Annotated in this window: 10 protein-coding genes; 2 read left to right on the forward strand and 8 right to left on the reverse strand. The window is 64.7% G+C overall.

The features are described from left to right. Nucleotides 1-75: 75 nt before the first annotated feature. Entirely contained in the window at nt 76-3186 is a 3111-nt protein-coding gene (locus Q5H92_RS24075) for a serine hydrolase domain-containing protein (protein ID WP_305014132.1), read from the forward strand. Between the two features lie 173 nt (nt 3187-3359). Here the strand turns inward: Q5H92_RS24075 and Q5H92_RS24080 are convergent, their stop codons facing one another. After that, nucleotides 3360-4568: a redoxin domain-containing protein gene (locus tag Q5H92_RS24080; RefSeq protein ID WP_305014133.1), complete on the reverse strand. Its 1209-nt coding sequence runs from the start codon at nt 4566-4568 to the stop codon at nt 3360-3362. Between the two features lie 268 nt (nt 4569-4836). Between Q5H92_RS24080 and Q5H92_RS24085 the strand changes: the two genes are divergently transcribed. Then, on the forward strand, nt 4837-6462 hold the full coding sequence (locus Q5H92_RS24085; RefSeq protein ID WP_305014134.1) for a 3-(methylthio)propionyl-CoA ligase: 1626 nt from the start codon (nt 4837-4839) through the stop codon (nt 6460-6462). Between the two features lies 1 nt (nt 6463). Here Q5H92_RS24085 and Q5H92_RS24090 read toward each other — a convergent pair whose 3' ends face one another. From Q5H92_RS24090 to nagB, 7 genes are all read right to left on the reverse strand, one after another. Further along, nucleotides 6464-7216 (reverse strand): hypothetical protein, encoded by a 753-nt coding sequence (locus tag Q5H92_RS24090; RefSeq protein WP_305014135.1) that lies wholly within the window; start codon nt 7214-7216, stop codon nt 6464-6466. A gap of 123 nt (nt 7217-7339) precedes the next feature. Then, a complete protein-coding gene (proC, locus tag Q5H92_RS24095; protein ID WP_305014136.1) occupies nt 7340-8140 on the reverse strand; it encodes a pyrroline-5-carboxylate reductase in 801 nt (266 codons plus the stop codon). A gap of 148 nt (nt 8141-8288) precedes the next feature. Continuing rightward, on the reverse strand, nt 8289-9470 hold the full coding sequence (locus tag Q5H92_RS24100) for an acyltransferase family protein (RefSeq protein ID WP_305014137.1): 1182 nt from the start codon (nt 9468-9470) through the stop codon (nt 8289-8291). Nucleotides 9471-9611: 141 nt separating this feature from the next. Continuing rightward, nucleotides 9612-10823 carry an anhydro-N-acetylmuramic acid kinase gene (locus Q5H92_RS24105; protein WP_305014138.1) on the reverse strand — a complete coding sequence of 404 codons (1212 nt, stop codon included), beginning with the start codon at nt 10821-10823 and terminating at the stop codon, nt 9612-9614. 195 nt (nt 10824-11018) lie between these two features. Beyond that, nucleotides 11019-12335 (reverse strand): RagB/SusD family nutrient uptake outer membrane protein, encoded by a 1317-nt coding sequence (locus Q5H92_RS24110; RefSeq protein ID WP_305014139.1) that lies wholly within the window; start codon nt 12333-12335, stop codon nt 11019-11021. Between the two features lie 114 nt (nt 12336-12449). Next, nucleotides 12450-15659: a SusC/RagA family TonB-linked outer membrane protein gene (locus Q5H92_RS24115; protein ID WP_305014140.1), complete on the reverse strand. Its 3210-nt coding sequence runs from the start codon at nt 15657-15659 to the stop codon at nt 12450-12452. A gap of 197 nt (nt 15660-15856) precedes the next feature. Then, nucleotides 15857-17794 carry a glucosamine-6-phosphate deaminase gene (gene nagB / locus Q5H92_RS24120; protein ID WP_305014141.1) on the reverse strand — a complete coding sequence of 646 codons (1938 nt, stop codon included), beginning with the start codon at nt 17792-17794 and terminating at the stop codon, nt 15857-15859. Nucleotides 17795-17960: the final 166 nt, after the last annotated feature.

The following is a 17960-nucleotide window of genomic DNA, read 5'->3' on the forward strand; positions in this document are numbered from 1 at the left end:
CTCAGGTAGGTCCCCGCATACGCCCCGGCGCACGTTGCGGAAAGGCGGTACTTTTGTAAAAAAAACGCCCTTCCCTTGCGCACAATAATTCCCACCTTCCTGCTGCTGCTTTCGCTGCTGGCGCTTCCCCTGTTCTCCACGGCTCAGCGCCGGCCAGTCGGCCCGGTACGCCGCCCCACCATTCCCCGCGTAGAGGCCGCCCGTCGCGCCACGGCCAAAGCCGCCGTCCGTAAAACGGCGCCTTCCGCCGCCAAGGCCCCGGCTTTCACCCGCTACCTGCACTCGCCCTGGGTCGATAGCGTGATGCGGACGCTCACGCCCGACCAGCGCGCCGCGCAGCTGTTCATGGTGGCCGCGTATTCCAACCGCCGCCGGGTAGATGAGGACTCGATTTCGGCCCTTATTAAGCAGTACGGCATCGGCGGGCTCATCTTCTTTCAGGGCGGGCCGGTGCGGCAGGCCAAGCTGCTGAACCGCTACCAGAGCCAATCGAAAGTGCCGCTGCTAGTGGCCCTGGACGGCGAATGGGGCGTGGGCATGCGCCTCGACAGCATCGTGAAATTCCCGTACCAGATGAGCCTGGGCGGCGAAACCGACACCACGTTGCTCTACGACATGGGCCGCGAAATTGCCCACCAGTTCAAGCGCCTGGGCATGCACGTCAACTTCGCGCCGGTGGTCGATGTCAATAACAACCCCGCCAACCCCGTCATCGGCTTCCGGAGCTGGGGCGAAAACCCGGCGGCCGTGGCCCGCGACGGCCGGCAGTACATGCGCGGCATGCAGGATGCCGGCATTCTGGCCGTGGCCAAGCACTTCCCCGGCCACGGCGACGTGGACGCCGACTCCCACCTGGCCCTGCCCACGGTGCGCGTCGACCGCCGCCGGCTCGATTCGCTGGAGCTGCCGCCCTTCCGCAGCCTCATGGCCGGCGGGCTGGGCGGCATGATGGTGGCCCACCTCAACGTGCCGGCCTTAGACACGGTGAGCGGGCCTAGCACCTTGTCGAAGCCCATCATTACGGATTTGCTGCGCGATGAAATGGGCTTTAAAGGCCTGATTTTCACCGATGCCATGAATATGCGCGGCGTCATCAGCATGTTCCCGCCCGGCGAGGCCGACGTGCGTGCCATCATGGCCGGCAACGATATTCTGGAGTTCAGCAAGAACATTCCACTGGCGTTGCGCATGGTGCGCGCGGCCGTGGACAGCGGCCGCCTCACCCAGCAGGAAATCGACGTGCACTGCCGCCGCGTGCTGGCCCTCAAGCAATGGTCGGGCCTGAACCACTACCGGCCCATCAAGCTCCAGAACCTCTACGAAGACCTCAACCCGCCGCACGCCCAGTACCTCAGCCACCGCCTCACCGAGCTGAGCATCACGCTGCTGCGCAACCAGAAGAACCTGCTGCCGCTGCAGCGCCTCGACACGCTGCGCATTGCCACGCTGGTGCTGGGCGGCTCGCCGCGCGATACCACCGATTTCCAGAAAGCGGTGGCCGACTACGCGCCGGCCGCGCATTTCCACATTTCGGCCACGCCTACGCTCGATGAATTAACGAAGCTGCGCGCCGCCCTCAAGCCGTACAACGTCATTCTGGTGGGGCTGCAAAGCCTGGGCCGCCTGCCCGCCACCAGCTTCGGCATCACCCCCGAAGACAACCTGCTGCTGCGCGAGCTGGCCGACCAGAAGCAAACGCTGGTGCTCAGCGTGTTCGGCTCGGCCTACGCCGTGGCCAAGGTGCGCGACCTCGACCGTGCCGCCGCCGTGGTGCTGGCCTACCAGGAAAGCGAAAATGCCCAAAGTCTGGCCGCCCAGGCCATTTTTGGCGGCATCGGGGCCACCGGCCGGCTGCCCGTGACGGTGAGCGACCGATACCCGCGTGGCTTCGGGCTGCGCACCGCGCCGGGCTTACGCCTCCGCTACGCCAACCCCGAGGACGAAAGCATGGACCCGCGCCTCGAAGCTCGCGTCGACAGCCTCGTGGGCCGGGCGCTGGCGGCGCAGGCCTTCCCGGGCGGGCAGGTGCTCATTGCCCGGCGCGGCACAGTGGTGCTCCGCAAAAGCTATGGTAACCAGACGTATGCGGGCTTCGGTGACGCGGCGACAATTGATGCTAAGAAAAAGCCCAAAGTCGCGGATGCCGACAAATCAGTGACTGTGCCGCGTCCGGTGCACAACGACGACCTCTACGACCTGGCTTCCATGACCAAGCTCATGGCCGCCACGCCGGCGCTGCTGCGGCTGCAGGGCCAGGGCAAGTTCAGCCCCGACAGCGCGATGGGTAACTATTTCAGCTTCCTACGCGGCACCAACAAGGCCGATTTGAAGATGCGCGACGTACTGGCCCATCAGGCCCGCCTCAAGGCCTGGATTCCGTTCTGGCAGGAGCTGCGGAAGAAGAACGGGGAGCTGCGGCGGCGCTATTTCCGGGCCGATTCGTCGGCGCGGTTTCCGCTGCCGACGGCGGCCGGGCTGTGGGCGCGCAAGGATTTGCCGGCGCGTATTTACAAGGAAATCGGGGAGTCGCCGCTCAATGAAAAGCCCGGGTATGTGTACTCCGATTTGTCGTTCATTCTCTACCCGGAGTTAGTAAAGGCCCGCACGGGCCAGACGTTCGACGCGTTTTTGCAGCAGCAGGTGTACCGGCCGTTGGGCGCCACCACGCTGGGCTTCCGGCCCACCAACCGCTTTCCGCTGAAGCGCATCGTGCCCACCGAAGTCGATTCGGCCTTCCGGCGCCAGCTGCTGCACGGGACGGTGCACGACGAGGGCGCGGCGCTGCTCGGCGGCCTTTCGGGCCACGCCGGTCTGTTTGGCGATGCTAACGACGTGGCCAAGCTGGCCCAGACCTACGCCTGGGGCGGGCGCTACGGCGGCCAGCAGCTGTTCGACAAAACCATCATGGACGAGTGGACGCGCTGCCAGTTCTGCCCCGACAACCGCCGCGCCCTGGCCTTCGACCGCCCGGCGGCCAACCCCACGGTGAACTCGGCCAAATCGGCCTCTCAGCGCAGCTACGGCCACACGGGCTTCACGGGCACCTACTTCTGGGTGGAGCCGGAGAAGGATTTGGTGGTGATTCTGCTCACCAACCGCGTACACCCTACGCGGCGGAATAATAAATTGACCGAGCTGAGCGTACGCTCGTCGCTGCTGCAGCTGGCTATTGAGGCAGCGAAGTAGGCTGAGCTTTGCAGAAAATGCCTACTTATTGGCTTTTGCAAAAAAAAACGTCATGCCGAGCGCAGCCGAGGCATCTCGCGTGCAATAGTAATTCAATCGTGAAAACGGGTTTGATTACTTGTTGCACGCGAGATGCCTCGGCTGCGCTCGGCATGACGTTTATTATTAGGTTCTTACTTGCCGGCAGTGGCCGGCGCGAGGCGCAGCATCTGAATCTCGCGCGGCGCCGCCGCCACTTCCAGGCCCAGCTTGGCCAGCGCGGCGGTGAGGGAGGTTTTTACGTCGGCGCCTTCCGTGGCAAAGGCTACGTCGTAGAGGCCGGTCAGGCCGGTTTCGTCCACTACCGGTAGCCGCAGCTCGTTTTCGAGGTAGGCGCGCAAGCTTTCCAGCGCGCTGCCCTGCATGGTAAATTCGCCGCCGCCGAAACTCAGCTGCTCGGGCTTGGTAGAGGCGGGCAGAGACGGCGCGTTCTTTAGGCGGCGCAACACGTAGGCGGGTTTGGTGGTGGTTACCCAGGTGGCCTGCACCGGCAGGTATTGGCGCAGGGCCTCGCGCAGCAGCGGTTTCAGGTGGGATTCCTGGCCGGGCGGCACGATGAAATCGAGGCAGACTTTGGAAAGGTCGTCGTACTGGCGCAGGCTGTCGGGCATTTGGTTTTGAATGCGGAAGTAGCTGGTTTCGTAGGCTAATTGAAAGAGGGAAGTGTAGTCGAGGTTGATGGCCGTGAGGCGCCGCCGAGCCAGCGGGCCCTTGCGCTCGGGGCGCATCATGCCCGGCAGCCCCTGGATGAAGGGCCGCACGCTCACGGCGTAGCGCGTGGCCGTATCGACCGGGAAGTAGCTCATCGGGTCGGTGTTGAGCAGGTCCTGCTTCGGCCGCAGGTGCACGGGCTGGCCGGTGGCCACGGCCAGCAGCGCCGCCTCGGTAAGCTGCTCGGGCGAGGTGATGGCCACCACGCGCCGGTTTTTATCGACTACAACGGTGTGCGAAATAATCCGGTGCGGAAACCAGCGGTTGAGGTCCTGCGCCGGGTCGGGAGCCGAAGCCAGGGGCACTGCCACGGGCCGCTTAGCCAAGAATTTCTGCAGGCGCGTTTCCGAATCGGTTGAAATGCCCACCACCTGCAAATCAGCCAGGTGGCGCTGTTGCAGGTCGGCCAGCCGCTGCAGGGCCGGGATGCAGGGGCTGCAGGTGGTACTCCAGAATTCGAGCACCAGCACCTTGCCCTTCGCTTCGGCCGAAGCGAAGGTGCCGCCCGGGCGGTTCACCACGCGCGGCAACATGAAGTTGGGCAGAACGTCGCCCACCTGCAGGGGCGTTTGGGCAAAAGTCGGGCTGCTGAGCAGGCTGCCCAGCAAGGCAAGGAGGTAGGGGAGACGCATGGAGCGAAAGATAGCGGCGGTACGGAAACCGGTTGATTTGAACGTCATGCAGAGCGCAGCGAAGCATCTCGCGTGGGGTAGTAAGTCTGCCGTTTCAACGTTATGGATTCGTGGTGGCAAGCGAGATGCTTCGCTGCGCTCTGCATGACGGTCTACTGCCAAGCTCCGCAAAACGTAACTGGGCCTGCCGAAAATATTTCCCAACCGGGTTTTAATCAGCCAATGCTGCTACCTTACGGGCCTACTCTCATTCCCACCCCGCCCTCTTATGTTAGGACTAATGATGGCCGAGCCGCTGCGCGTGGCCACAATCATCGAGCACGCCGCCAAGTGGCATTCCGATACCGAAATCGTGTCGCGGCTGCCTGAGGGCGGCATCCACCGCTATACCTACGCCGATGCCAACCGCCGCGCCAAGCAGCTGGCCCAAGCCCTGCACCGGCTCGGCATCGAAAACGGCGACCGGGTGGGTACCCTGGCTTGGAACACGCACCGGCATTTTGAGCTGTACTACGGCGTGGCGGGCATCGGTGCGGTGTGCCACACCATCAACCCGCGCCTGTTTCCGGAGCAGCTCGTCTACATCATCAACCACGCCGAGGACCGGCTGCTGTTCTTCGACCTGACCTTTTTGCCTTTAGTGGAGCGGCTGGCGCCCGTGTGCCCCACCGTGGAGAAATGGGTGCTTATGGCTGGGCCGGAGCATTTGCCCAAGCAGTCGGCCCTACCCGGTTTGTGCAGCTACGAGGACTTGCTTGCAGCTGAAGACGGCCATTACGAGTGGCCCAGCTTCGACGAAAACACGGCCTGCTCGCTCTGCTACACCTCCGGCACCACCGACCAGCCCAAGGGCGTGCTCTATTCGCACCGCTCCACGCTGCTGCACGCGCTGGGCATTTCGCTGCCCGATTCGCTGGGCTGCTCGGCCCTGGATGTGATTATGCCCGTGGTGCCCATGTTTCACGTCAACGCCTGGGGCTTGCCCTACGCGGCCCCGCTCAACGGCGCCAAGCTGGTGCTGCCCGGCGCGGGTATGGACAGCGCCAGCCTGTATGAGCTGATGGAAACCGAGGGCGTCACGTTCTCGGCCGGGGTGCCCACCATCTGGCTGGCGCTCTTGCAGTTCATGCGCGAAGGCCACCGGAAGTTCAGTACGCTACGGCGCACAGTGGTGGGCGGCTCCAGCTGCCCGCCGGCCCTGATGAAAGCCTTCGTGGATGAGCTGAACGTGACCATCACCCACGCCTGGGGCATGACCGAAACCAGCCCGCTGGGCACCGCCAGCCGCCTCAAGGCCAATCAGCTGACGCTGCCGGCCGACGAAAAAGCGGCCATCCTGACCAAGCAGGGACGGGTGGTGTTTGGGGTCGACATGAAGATTGTGGGCGACGACGGCCAGGAACTGCCGCACGACGGCGAGGCCTTTGGCGACCTACTGGTGCGCGGCCCTTGGGTGGTGCGCGACTACTTCCGCGCGCCCACGCCCGGCGAAATGACGGCCGACGGCTGGTTCCGCACCGGCGACGTGGCCACCATTGCCCCCGATGGCTTCATGCAAATTACCGACCGCTCGAAAGACGTTATCAAGTCGGGCGGCGAATGGATTTCCAGCATCGACCTCGAAAATCTGGCCGTGGCCCACCCCGCCGTGGCCGAGGCCGCCGTCATCGGCGTGCCCAGCGCCAAGTGGAGCGAGCGGCCGCTGCTGGTGGTGGTGCGCCGGCCGGGGCTGGACGTGTCGAAGGAAGAAATGCTGGCCTTCTTCCGGGGCAAAGTGGCCCGGTTCAGCGAGCCCGACGCCGTGGAGTTTGTGGACGCCTTGCCGCACACCGCCACCGGCAAAATTCTGAAAACGCAGCTGCGGAAGGACTTCGCGGGGTATTCGGTGGCGTAGGCTACAGGGTATCGCAATAGGCCAGCAGGCGCACCACATCGTTTTCCCGATGCAGGTCGAGCTGCTGCTGCTGGGCGTAGGTAGTGGCAGCGGTAGCGTGCGGCGCACCCAAAGCGGCCAACACTTCGGCCGGGCGCAGGTTGACGGGCACAATGCGGTTGTCGGGAGTTTTGAGGAAATAAGACAAGATGTCCTTGCTTCCCGAAAAGCCTCCCGCCCCTGCCTGCGGTAGGCCACGCGTGTGGCTGCGCTGGCAGAGCAAGGCCGTTTTGCCCGCATCGTAATGCACCTCGTAAAAAGCCGAGCGGAGCGACGCTTTCAACACGCGCGCGTTGAGGTAGCGGCGGTACGTCAGGCGCAAGCCCAGCAGCGAATCGCCAATGGTGAATTCCCGCAACAGGTCCATGTCTACGACCTTAACCACTTCGGTTTCCCTCACATAGGCGCGGGAAATAAGCTGGTGGCTGAAGGCATTGTATTTCAGCCAGGCCCGCTGCGGTGCGCCGTTGCCGTAAGGCTGCAATAGTCCCTGCGTCCAGCCAACGAACAAGTAATCACTGGGCACAAAGGGGCTCACCAGGTTCTGGGTGGAAGGGGGTGCCGGCTGATTACTCCGCGCGTTTGCCATGTATTTCGCCACGTCGATGGGCACCACTTTGGTTGGCGGGCCACCACTTGCGGGTGTTCGGTAGTCTTGGCCCAGCGCGGCCTGGCTGCCAAGCAGCACGAGCATCAGAATAGGTAGAGGACGCATATTATTCGGTTGGAAGGGAAAGACATCCGAAGGTAGCAAAATGCCGGTGCCTGTGGCACCAATAAGCTAATACGCTTACGGCGCGGCAACCAGTCTTGGTTCCTGCTTCGGATGCAGCGCCTTCTACTTGCCTAGCTCCTCGGCTCTGTCCCGCGCGGCGCCGGCCCCGGCCATGAGGCCTTCGCGCACGGCGCCCGCGCCGAAGGCTTTGAGCGCCGCCTCGGTGGTGCCGCCTTTGGAGGCCACTTTGGCAATCCAGTCCTCGCAGCTCAGGCCCGATTGCGAGTACAGCTCCACGGCGCCGCGGAAGGTCTGGCTCACCAGCAGCTCGGCTTCGGCGGGAGCGAAGCCCATTTGGGTGGCCGCGTCCATGAGGGCGCCCATGCAGTAGTACACGTAAGCCGGGCCGCTGCCCGAGATGGCCGTGCTGGCATCAATGGCGCTTTCTTCCTCCACGTACACCGTTTTGCCGGTGGTGCTGAGTAGGTTTTGCACCTGGACTAGCTCGGCGCGGGTCACCTCGTCGGTGCTGGTGAAGGCCGTCATGCCCATGCCAATCTGGGCGGGTAGGTTGGGCATGGCCCGAATAACTTTGGGCGTGCCCAACTCCTCCCGGATGGTCGAAATCCGCACGCCGGCCATGATGCTGAGGATGACCTGCTGCGGCTGCACGTAGTCGCGCAGCACCTCAAACAAGGCCTTGGAGTCCTGCGGCTTCACGGCCAGAATGATGATGCTGGCGCCCGGCACGCACTCGGCCGGCGAGCCCCACACCGTGCCGATTTCGTGGGCGGCCAGGGCCGGCACCCGCTCCGGCGAGCGGGCCAGCAGGCGCAGGTCGAGCCGTGAGGTGATGTGGGCGCGCACGAAGCTGCGGGCGTAGGTGAGGCCCATGTTGCCGCCGCCGATGATGAGAATTTTCATGAAGTAAATAGGTCTTTCAAAACCTAAAGAACGTCATGCTGAGCGCAGCCGAAGCATCTCAACCACGAGAGTAATTATTTACTATTGTGGTAGAGATACTTCGGCTGCGCTCAGCATGACGTTCTAGTATGGTGTGCAAGTCTACTGCTCACACCTTCAGCACTACGCCCTTCTTATACATCCAGCTCAGAATGAAGTACCAGATGACGATGAGCGTGACCGCGCCCACCAGCGAGGCATTGCGCGGGTCGGAGAAAAACGGCGCGATGCCCCATTCGTAGAGCCACTCCTTCAGCCCACCGGTTTTGCCGCCGGGCAGGGCCAGCTTGAACAGCCCGAACGTGCGCGATAGCAGCGCCGAGAGGCAGAACACCAGAATGGCATTGACGCCGTAGACCAGCGCCGGGCGCGTCCAGGCGCGATAGCCTTGCACATCGCAAATCCAGTAGAGCGCCGCCAGGCCCGCCATGGCTAGGCCGCCGCAGTAGAGCACGTAGGAACTGCTCCACAGGGCTTTGTTGATGGGGAACCACGGCGCCCAGCACAGGCCGAGAATGATGAGCCCGCCCGCAGCCACGAACAGCCAGGCCACTTTGGCGGCGGGCTCCTGGTCTTTGCGCCGCAGCCATTGGGCGGTGAGGCAGCCCAGCAGGCCGGTGCCCAGGGCCGGTAGGGTGCCGAGCAGGCCTTCGGGGTCCCAGGTCTTGCTTTGCTTCCAGAGGTGCGGCTCGGTGAAGATGGTGCGGTCGAGCCAGGCGCCGAGGTTGGTGGCGGGCTCCAGGTTGGCGGGGCCGAAGCCGGGCACCGGCACCAGCTGCATCAGCACCGCGTAGCCGACGAGGAAACCGATAATCAGCCCCACCTGCGTGCGCCAGTTGGTTTTCAAAAAGATAAAGCTGCACCCCAGAAACACCAGCGCAATGCGCTGCAGCACGCCCATGATGCGAACCACTGGGAAATTGAATTTCGGATACAGCGACAGCAGCAGGCCCAGGCCAAACAGCACGCCCGCCCGGCGCAGCACCCGCCCCAGCACCGCGCCCTGCGGCCCACCGCGCTGCTTGATGCCATCGAGCGCATACACCAGGCTCACCCCCACAATGAACAGGAAAAACGGGAAAATCAGGTCCGTGGGCGTGCAGCCGTTCCATTCGGCGTGCTCCAGCGGCGGGTAGATGTGGCCCCAGTCGCCGGGGTTGTTCACCAGAATCATGGCCATCACGGTGAGGCCCCGAAACACGTCGAGGCTGATGAGGCGGCCCGGCTGCGAGGCCTCGGCTAGCGGCAGCGTGCCCGTGGTTTCGACGGCGGCTTGGGTGGTGCGTTGCATGGGTGGGAGCAGGAAGTATGAAGAATGAAAGAACGTCATGCAGAGCGCAGCGAAGCATCTCGCATGGAGTAGCAATTATTGATTAGTGGCGGCACGCGAGATGCTTCGCTGCGCTCTGCATGACGTTGAGAGGTTGCCTATTCAGCCCGGGAACGACACCTTGCCCATGCCCACGGCCGGCACCCGCTGCCGCCCCGCGCCAATAGCTACCGGCTGGCCCGCCACGGCCTCATTGGCCAGCACAGCGAACAGAATGGCCTCCTTCGCGTCGCCCGACACGCCCAGCGCATCGGTGCTGGCAAAGCGCGCCGCCGGCAAATGCCGCTGCAACGCCGCCATCAGGGCCGGGTTGTGGGCGCCGCCGCCGCTGGCGTACACCGCCGTGGGCGCGGGCCGCTCGGCAAAAGCCGCCTGCACGGCCCGCGCTACGCCCACGGCGCTTAGTTCGGCCAGCGTGGCCAGGGTGTCTTCCAGCGTCAGGGTTTCGGTATTGCTGCGGCGTTGGGCTTCAGTCAGATAAGCAGCGCTGAACAGCTCGGGTCCGGTGGTTTTGGGCAGCGGAGCAGCGAAAAACGGGTGGTCGAGCAAGGCCGCGAGCAGGCCCTCATGTACGCGGCCGGCCAGGGACAGTCGGCCGTCCTCGTCGTAGGCCAGTTCGGGAAAGTGGGCGCGCACGGTCGCGTCGAGCAGCGTGTTGCCAGGGCCGGTGTCGGTGCTGAAGGCGGTGCTGGCGTCGCCGCCGCTGCGGGGTAGGTAGGTGAAGTTGGCGATGCCACCGAGGTTGAGCAGTAGCCGTTCCTCGTCAGGGCTGCTGAGCAGCAGGAAGTCGCCGTAGGCGGCCAGGGGCGCGCCTTCGCCGCCGGCCGCGATGTGCTTCTGGCGGAAGTCGCTGAGCGTGATGATGCCCGTGCCCACGGCCACGTGGTCGCCGTCGCCGAGCTGCAGGGTGGCATTCAGAGCGAAACCGGGGCGCTGGTGCTGATGGCGCGGGGCGTGGTAAATGGTCTGGCCGTGGCTGGCGATGAGGTCAACGTCGGCCGGGCTGATGTGCCACTCTTGTAAACAGTCCAGCACGGCGCGGGCGTGCAACTGGCCTAGCCAAGGGTTCAGCAGCGTGAGGTATTCCAAACTCACCTGCTCGCGGGCAAACACCTGGCGGATGCGGGCCTTGGTATCCTCGTCATACGGCACCGTGCGAAACTGCTCCAGCTCCAGCCGCGTGCCGGGGCCGTGCCCGCTGAGGCGGCACAGCGCCACGTCCAGCCCATCGAGCGAGGTGCCCGACATCAGGCCGATGATGCGGCGGCTGGGCTGGGCGGCCAGGTGGCAGAGGCGGGCGAGGTGGGCGTTCATGGGTTTATCAGGAAGTTTTGAGGGCACAAGAACGCCATTTTGGGACTGCCTGACGTGGGCGCCTCACCCCCTGACCCCCTCTCCCAAAGGAGAGGGGGCACCGGTTATGCTACAAGTCGTGAATCGTCTGGCTCCCCTCTCCTTTGGGAGAGGGGCCGGGGGTGAGGCGCCCACGTCAGGCGGACTATCAAATCCCTATAGCACCGGGTCCGTTGGTGTTTGCGAGTTGTTTTCGCGCTCGGTGCGGGGGTAGGGGAAGAAGTTGCGGTTGCGCTCGGCGCCGGTGGTGCCGGCGGCGGGGCGGCCGAAGCGGCGGCTGTCGGCCAGGCGAAAGCCCTGGAAGGCCAGCTCGATGTCGCGGTTGCGCAGAATGTCGGTGAGGATGTCGGCGGCGGTGAGCGGGCCGGCATAGGGTGCCAGCCCGGCGCCGGGGGGCGCGGTGGGCAGCGTGCCCGCAAACGTAGCGGCGGCCGTGCTGGTCCGCACCCGGTTCAGCTCGATAACGGCGTTGGGCAGGTCGCCTTTGCGGGCGTAGGCTTCGGCCCGAATCAGGAGCATTTCGCCCGGGAGGTACACCGGAATGGGCGCGCTGTTGGCCGTGTAGAAGCCGGTGCCCAGGTTCTGGGTGGCCGTGGGGTTGGTGCGGATGTAGAAAGGCAGCCGCCGGTCGCCGGCCTCGGGCGCCAGCGCGCCGGTCAGGCCCAGGTTGGCGTTGAAGGGCTCGAACACGTTGCGGTTGCCGAAGGCCACCTCAAAAATGGGGTTGCGGGTGTTGTCGTCGTAGTTGAAGACGGAGCGTTTGGTGAGGTCGACACGGCCGGCGGCGGCCAGGGCCTTGTCGTAGTCGCCGGCTTCGAGGCTGTAGCGCGCAATCAGGGCCTGGATGGTGTTGGGCAGGTCGAGGCCGGGCACAATCTTGGCGTTGAAATCGGCCGAAACGGGCGTGGCGGCCAGCTGCGTGGCGGCCGTTTCGAGCTGGGCCACGGCGTTTTGCAGCGCTTGCACGCGGGGCACGAAGGGCGCGTTTTCCTGCACCACCAGCGGCACCTGCTCAAAATACTGCGCCAGCGTGCCCAGCGCCAGCGCCCGGAAAATGCTGCCGTAGGCCACAATGCCGCTGCGGGTGCCCGCCTCGGGGGCGTTACCCACGTTGGCCAGCACCAGGTCGGCGTTGGCTTTCACCAGGTTGGCCTGCGTCCAGAGGTTGCGCACCACGCCGTTGGCGTTGGTGACGCTGCCGCCGCCCAGGCTCACGTTATACTCTTCGATGTTGCCCACGTTCAGAATGGTCAATTCTCTGGTGCTCAGGCCGCCGGCCGCCACCGAGTTGTAAATGACGCTGAGCAGGCCGCCCGCGCTGTAGCGGTACTGCAGGCCGTTGCAGAGCGTAATCAGCCCGTCGGACGAGGTCACGACCTGCGGCTGCAGGGCCGAGCTGGGGTTCAGGTATTCTTTGTTGCAGCTGCCGAGCGACAGGGCCAGCAGGGCTGCGAGGAGGGTATGTTTTTTCATGAGTACATGAATGAAGGCTGGGAAGAAATGTAGCGTGGACTCTGCGAGTCCGCGCCCGAGCGAGTTGCTCAACGATTTCGGGAGGGCACGGACTCGCAGAGTCCACGCTACGGGCTAAAACGACGCCGCCAGCTTGAGCTGGTAGGTGCGCGGAATGGGCACGTTGCCGAAGTCGATGGCGCGCAGCAAATCGTTGGAGCCGCCGGCGCTGGTTTCGGGGTCGAAGCCGTTGTAGTTGTCCCACGAAATCAGGTTGCGGCCCACCAGCGACACGTTCAGGTTGCTGATGAACTTGCTGAACGTGGGCAGCGTGTAGCTCAGCGCCGCCTCGCGCAGCTTCACGAAGGAGCCGTCGTCGACCCGGAATTCCTGGGTGTTGTAGATGGCGAAGATGTAGCCGCGGGGCAAGTCGCCGCGCAACTCTTTTTCGGCCAGGTCGCCGAGGCCCACGCCCTGGCGGGTGCGTTTGTCGGCGTTGAACACGCTGTTGCCCTGCACGGCGTCGGTCAGCAGGTGCAGGCTCAGCTTCTTGTAAGTCAGGTTGGTGCTCAGCGAACCCGTCCATTTCGGGTTCGGGTCGCCGATGATGACGTTGGCGATGGTCGTGCCGGTGCCGTAGCTGGGCTGGCCGTTGGCCTCGCGGGCGGGGGTGAAGGTGGTGGCGCCCACGGCCTGCCCGCTGGTGCGCTCGTCCTGCGGGAAGCCCTGCGGCGTAAGCAGCAGCGAGCCGTCGGGGTTGCGGGCGTAGCCCGAGCCGTAGAACACGCCCGCCGGCTGCCCGGCCAGCAAATACACCGGCGCACCGGCCACGTTGTCCACCGAGATGGTTTGGGTGCTGCCGTTGGTGCCGGGCAGTTCCAGCACCTTGTTGCGGTTGCGGTTGTAGAGCGCCGTCACGTCCCAGGTGAAGTTTTCGGTTTTCACGGGCACCACCGTCAGCTGTAGCTCCACGCCGCGGTTTTGCATGCGGCCCACGTTGTTGAGAATGGTGGAGCCGCCCGACGACGGCGCCAGGTTGCGGGTGAGCAGCAGGTCGTTGATTTTCTGGTCGTAAAGCGTGATGCCCAGCCCAATCCGGTCCTGCAAGAAGCCCAGGTCAGCCCCGAATTCCAGCTCCGAGTTACGCTCGGGGCGCACGTCCGGGATGGCCAGGATGGTGCTGGGCGTGAGCGTGTTTTTGCCCAGAAAGCCCACCGGGTTGAACTGGTAGAAGCGGCCGTAAGTAGGCAGAATCACCAGGTTGCCGGCCTCGCCGTAGCTGGCGCGCAGCTTCAGCGTGTTGAAGGATTTGGCATAGGCCGCATCGCGCCAGAAGCCCAGGTCCGACAGCACCAGCGAGCCGCTGATTTTGGGGTAAAGCTGGTTGTTTTCCGAGGGCGAAAACTTCGTGGCTTGGTCGCGCCGCAGCGCCCCCGTCAGGAAGGCCAGGTTGCGGAAGCCCAGAGTGGCCTGCCCGTAGTAGCCGCTCAGCGAGTAGCGGTCGAGGTTGTAAGCCGAGGTGACGGTGGTGCTGCTGGCCCCGCTCACGGTGGTGATGAACGGCGCCAGGTTCTGGCCCTGGGTGGTGGTGAGTTCCTGCTGGCTGTACTGGTAGTTGAAGCCGGCGCGCAGGTTCAGCTTCAGGTCTTCGGTGAAGGACAGCTCGTAGGCCGCGTTCAGGTCGGAGTTCAGCTGCAGGGCGGCGTTGTTGGCGTTGGAAGCGAAGCCCAGCGGGTAGCGGGCCGCCGGCAGGCCGGCCGTGGTCTGGTAGGGGTAGGGCCGGATGTAGCCCTGGCCCACCTGCCCATAGGCGTCAACGCCAAGCACATAGTCGAGCGAAAAGCCCTTGAACGGCGTCAGGTTCAGCTGCACGTCGCCGATGGTGCGGTTCACGCCCTGCGTAAACTTCATGTCCTCGATGGTCGAGAGCGGGTTCACGCGGGTGGGCTCCACGGCCAGCAGGTTGCCGCTGGCGTCGCGCTGGGTGATGTCGTAGATATTGTTGGTGATGTTCACCGAGTTAATCGGGCTGTAGAACACGTTGCCGTTGGCCTTCTCGTTGGAAAAACTGTTGATGTAGCTCAGCCCGGCCGACACCTTAAACCAGTCCGTCAGGCGCTGGTCGACCCGCGCCCGCAGGTTGTAGCGCGTGAAATCGGTGCCCTTGATGATGCCCTCGTTCCGGAGGTAGGCCGCCGAGATGTAGTATTGCGTGCGCTCCGAGCCGCCCGATAGGGACACGCTGTTGTCGGTGCCGTAGCCGCGCCGGAAAATCTGGTCGAAGTAGTTGTAGCGCGGCACATTCACCAGGTTGCTGGCCAGCGGTGTGGGAGCGTTGGCCGGGTCGCCGCGGAGAACGGGCGTGGTCGTGGTGCCGGGGTTGGCCGCAATCTGGGCCGCCGAAATCCCGCCGATGGTGTAGAGCCGCAGCCCCGCGAAGCCGAACTGCTTGCCGTAGGTGTTCACGGGTACCGACTTGCGCAATTCGTTCATCGTCACGCTGGTACTCACGCTCACGCGCGCCGCGCCCGCCGCCCCGCGCTTGGTGGTGATGAGCACCACGCCGTTGGCCGCCCGCGAGCCGTAGATGGCCGCCGCCGCCGCCCCGTTGATGACGTTGAGGCTGGCAATGTCGTTGGGGTTGAGGTCGGCCAGGCGGTTCTGGCCGGCGTTGGCCACGCCAATGTCGTTGCTCAGCGCCAGCTGCGACACGTTGGTGCTGGCGTTGCTCACTATCACGCCGTCAATCACATACAGCGGGTCGGAGTTGCCGGCCAGCGTGTGCACCCCGCGCAGGCGCACCGACATCGAGCCCGCCGGGTCGCCCGAGTTCTGGGTAATCTGGGCGCCGGGCACCTTGCCCTGCAGCGAGTTCAGGGCCCCGCCCGAGCCGCTCTGCGTCAGCTCCGCGCCCTGAATGGTGCTGATGGCGTTGCCCAACTCGCGCCGGTTCACGGTCACCGTCGAGCCGATGACGACGACTTCGTCCAGCTTCTGCTGGGCCTCAGCCAGGGTCGCGTTGGTAGTCACGGTTTCATCGGTGCCCAGCGTCAGCGGGCGGGCCTCCGACTTGTAGCCCACCAGCGAGATGGTGAGCGTGTAGCTGCCCGGCGCCACCGTGGCGGTGAGGGAATAACCGCCGTCCGCGCCCGTCGAGGCGCCCATCGTGGTGCCATTCAGCAGCACCGTGGCGCCCGGCAGCCCTTGGCCGGCGGCATCGACTACCCGGCCTTGCAGGGTGTAGCGCCGGTCCTGGGCCTGGGCCAGCAGCGGGCCGGTCAGCAAGAGGAAGAATAGGAGCCTACCCAGGTGGCGGGCCAGCTTGTCTCGGTAAGATTGCAGCATAAAAAAGGGGTTTGGGGTGGGAAATGGTGATTAAACTGATGGCGCGGGCCTGTGGCCCGTGCCCACTATTCGCGGGCCTCTGGCCCGCAGCCGTCCGCGCCGATTGGATAGTCAGTCGTTCAATGATTGCAGGCCGAAGGCCTGCGAATAGTCGGCACGGGCCACAGGCCCGCGCCATCTATGCCATCTATAAGGCCCTAGAACTCCCAGCGCACGAAGGCTTCAATGCCCTCGTACTCCGGCAGCCCCAGCTCATCGTAAATCTTCGCCGTGGTCCGGTTGCGCGCCTCGCTGCGCTGCCAGAACTCGCGCTGGTCGGCGCCGGGGAAGAGAGGCCGGTCCTTCTGGCTTTGGTGCTTGAAGATGGCGCGGCGCTTGCGCGTGAGCTCCTGCGGGGAGAGGGGCACGGCCATCTCAATCTGGTCGATGTCCCATTCCTGCCAGGCGCCGCGGTAAAGCCACACCCAGCAGTCGTCGAGCCACGGCGTGCCGGAAGCCTTAAGGCGGCGAATGGCCTCGAAAATAGCCCCCAGGCATACGCGGTGCGTGCCGTGCGGGTCCGAAAGGTCGCCGGCGGCGTAAATCTGCTGGGGCTGAATGCGGTTCAGCAGCTCCATCGTTAGGCGGATGTCCTCGTCGCCGAGCGGCTTTTTGCGCACCCGGCCGGTTTCGTAAAAGGGCAGGTCCTGGAAGTGGGCGCGCTCGTCGGGGTCGAGGCCGGCGTAGCGCAGGGCGCTTTTGGCCTCGCCGCGCCGGATGAGGCCCTTTATCTGCTGCACCTCGTCGCTGTCGACCTGGCCCGGCGGCTTATTGCGCAGGAAATCGGCCACGCGGTGGTAGAGGTTGTCGGCCGGCTCGCCACTGGCAAAGTGGAAGGCCTCGTCGTAGTCGGCCACGAAATCGGCGAAGCGAATGGCCTCGTCATCAAACACCGCGATGTTGCCCGAGGTCTGGTAGGCCACGTGCACCTCGTGGCCCTGGTCCACGAGCCGCAGCAGGGTGCCGCCCATCGAAATCACGTCATCATCCGGGTGCGGGCTGAAGATGAGCACGCGCTTGGGGAACGGCTCGGCGCGCTCGGGGCGGTAGGTGTCGTCGGCGTCGGGCTTGCCGCCGGGCCAGCCGGTGATGGTGTGCTGCAGCTCGTTGAAGACCCGAATGTTGATGTCGTAGGCCGGGCCCGACTGCGCCAGCAATTCCGAGAGGCCGTTTTCGTTGTAGGCCTCGTCGGTCAGTTTCAGAATGGGCTTGCTCACGGTGCGGGCCAGCCAGGTCACGGCCTTGCGCACCAGGGCGGGGTTGTGCCAGTCGCAGGGCAGGCCCAGCAGCCAGGGCGTTTTGCGGGGCGTGAGCTCGGCGCCGGCGGCCTCGTCCAGCACCACCTGCACGGCCGGGTGGCGCTGCAGGTAAGTGGCCGGCACCGTGTCGGTTACTTCGCCTTCCACCATGCGCTTCACCACGGCGGCCTTGCCCTCGCCCCAGGCCATGAGCACAATCTGACGGGCTTCGAGAATGGTGCCCACGCCCATGGTGAGGGCCCGGCGCGGCACGTTTTCCTCGCCATAGAAGTCCGAAGCGGCGTCGGTCCGCGTCACGTGGTCCAGGGTAATCATCCGGGTGCGAGAGGCCGGGCCAGAACCGGGCTCGTTGAAGCCGATGTGGCCGGTGCGCCCGATGCCCAGCAGCTGCAAGTCGATGCCGCCGGCCTCCCTGATTTGCTCCTCATAACGGCGGCAGTATTCATTTACCTGCTCGGGCGGCACGGTGCCGTCGGGGATGTGCACGTTTTCGGGCCGGATGTCGACGTGGTCGAACAGGTATTCGCGCATGAAGCGCACGTAGCTCTGCAGCGAGCCGGGTGCCATGGGGTAATACTCATCCAGATTAAAGCTGATGACGTTCTGGAAGCTCAGCCCGTCTTCGCGGTGCAGGCGCACCAGCTCCTCATACACCCGCGTAGGGGAGGAGCCGGTGGCCAGGCCCAGCACGCAGGGGCGGCCCTCGGCGGCGCGGGTGCGGATGAGGTCGGCAATCTGGCCGGCCACGGCGGCGGAGGCCAGCTCGGAATCGGGGTAAATGCTGACGGGCAGGTGGGCGCCGGCCGTGGCGGTGAGGGTGGCAAGCGGTGAAATCATGGGTGGGCTGATAAGGTGGAATTTGGCAACAGGCAGAAGCAGAAGAAATAAGCCTCACAACCCCAAGGAGCTGTGGCGGCTAAGGCGTTTCAACTAACTCAACATATCGATTTCTTCGCTTGCAAGATGCGATTTTTCTGCAAACGTTTGGGGGAATATTACCTGA

Source organism: Hymenobacter mellowenesis (assembly GCF_030581005.1).
GTDB lineage: Bacteria > Bacteroidota > Bacteroidia > Cytophagales > Hymenobacteraceae > Hymenobacter > Hymenobacter mellowenesis.

Coding starts and splice junctions, on each gene's coding strand:
- Q5H92_RS24080 (WP_305014133.1), bottom strand. CDS start 4,568: ATGCGTCTCCCCTACCTCCTTGCCTTGCTGGGCAGCCTGCTCAGCAGC.
- Q5H92_RS24085 (WP_305014134.1), top strand. CDS start 4,837: ATGTTAGGACTAATGATGGCCGAGCCGCTGCGCGTGGCCACAATCATC.
- Q5H92_RS24090 (WP_305014135.1), bottom strand. CDS start 7,216: ATGCGTCCTCTACCTATTCTGATGCTCGTGCTGCTTGGCAGCCAGGCC.
- proC (WP_305014136.1), bottom strand. CDS start 8,140: ATGAAAATTCTCATCATCGGCGGCGGCAACATGGGCCTCACCTACGCC.
- Q5H92_RS24100 (WP_305014137.1), bottom strand. CDS start 9,470: ATGCAACGCACCACCCAAGCCGCCGTCGAAACCACGGGCACGCTGCCG.
- Q5H92_RS24105 (WP_305014138.1), bottom strand. CDS start 10,823: ATGAACGCCCACCTCGCCCGCCTCTGCCACCTGGCCGCCCAGCCCAGC.
- Q5H92_RS24110 (WP_305014139.1), bottom strand. CDS start 12,335: ATGAAAAAACATACCCTCCTCGCAGCCCTGCTGGCCCTGTCGCTCGGC.
- Q5H92_RS24115 (WP_305014140.1), bottom strand. CDS start 15,659: ATGCTGCAATCTTACCGAGACAAGCTGGCCCGCCACCTGGGTAGGCTC.
- nagB (WP_305014141.1), bottom strand. CDS start 17,794: ATGATTTCACCGCTTGCCACCCTCACCGCCACGGCCGGCGCCCACCTG.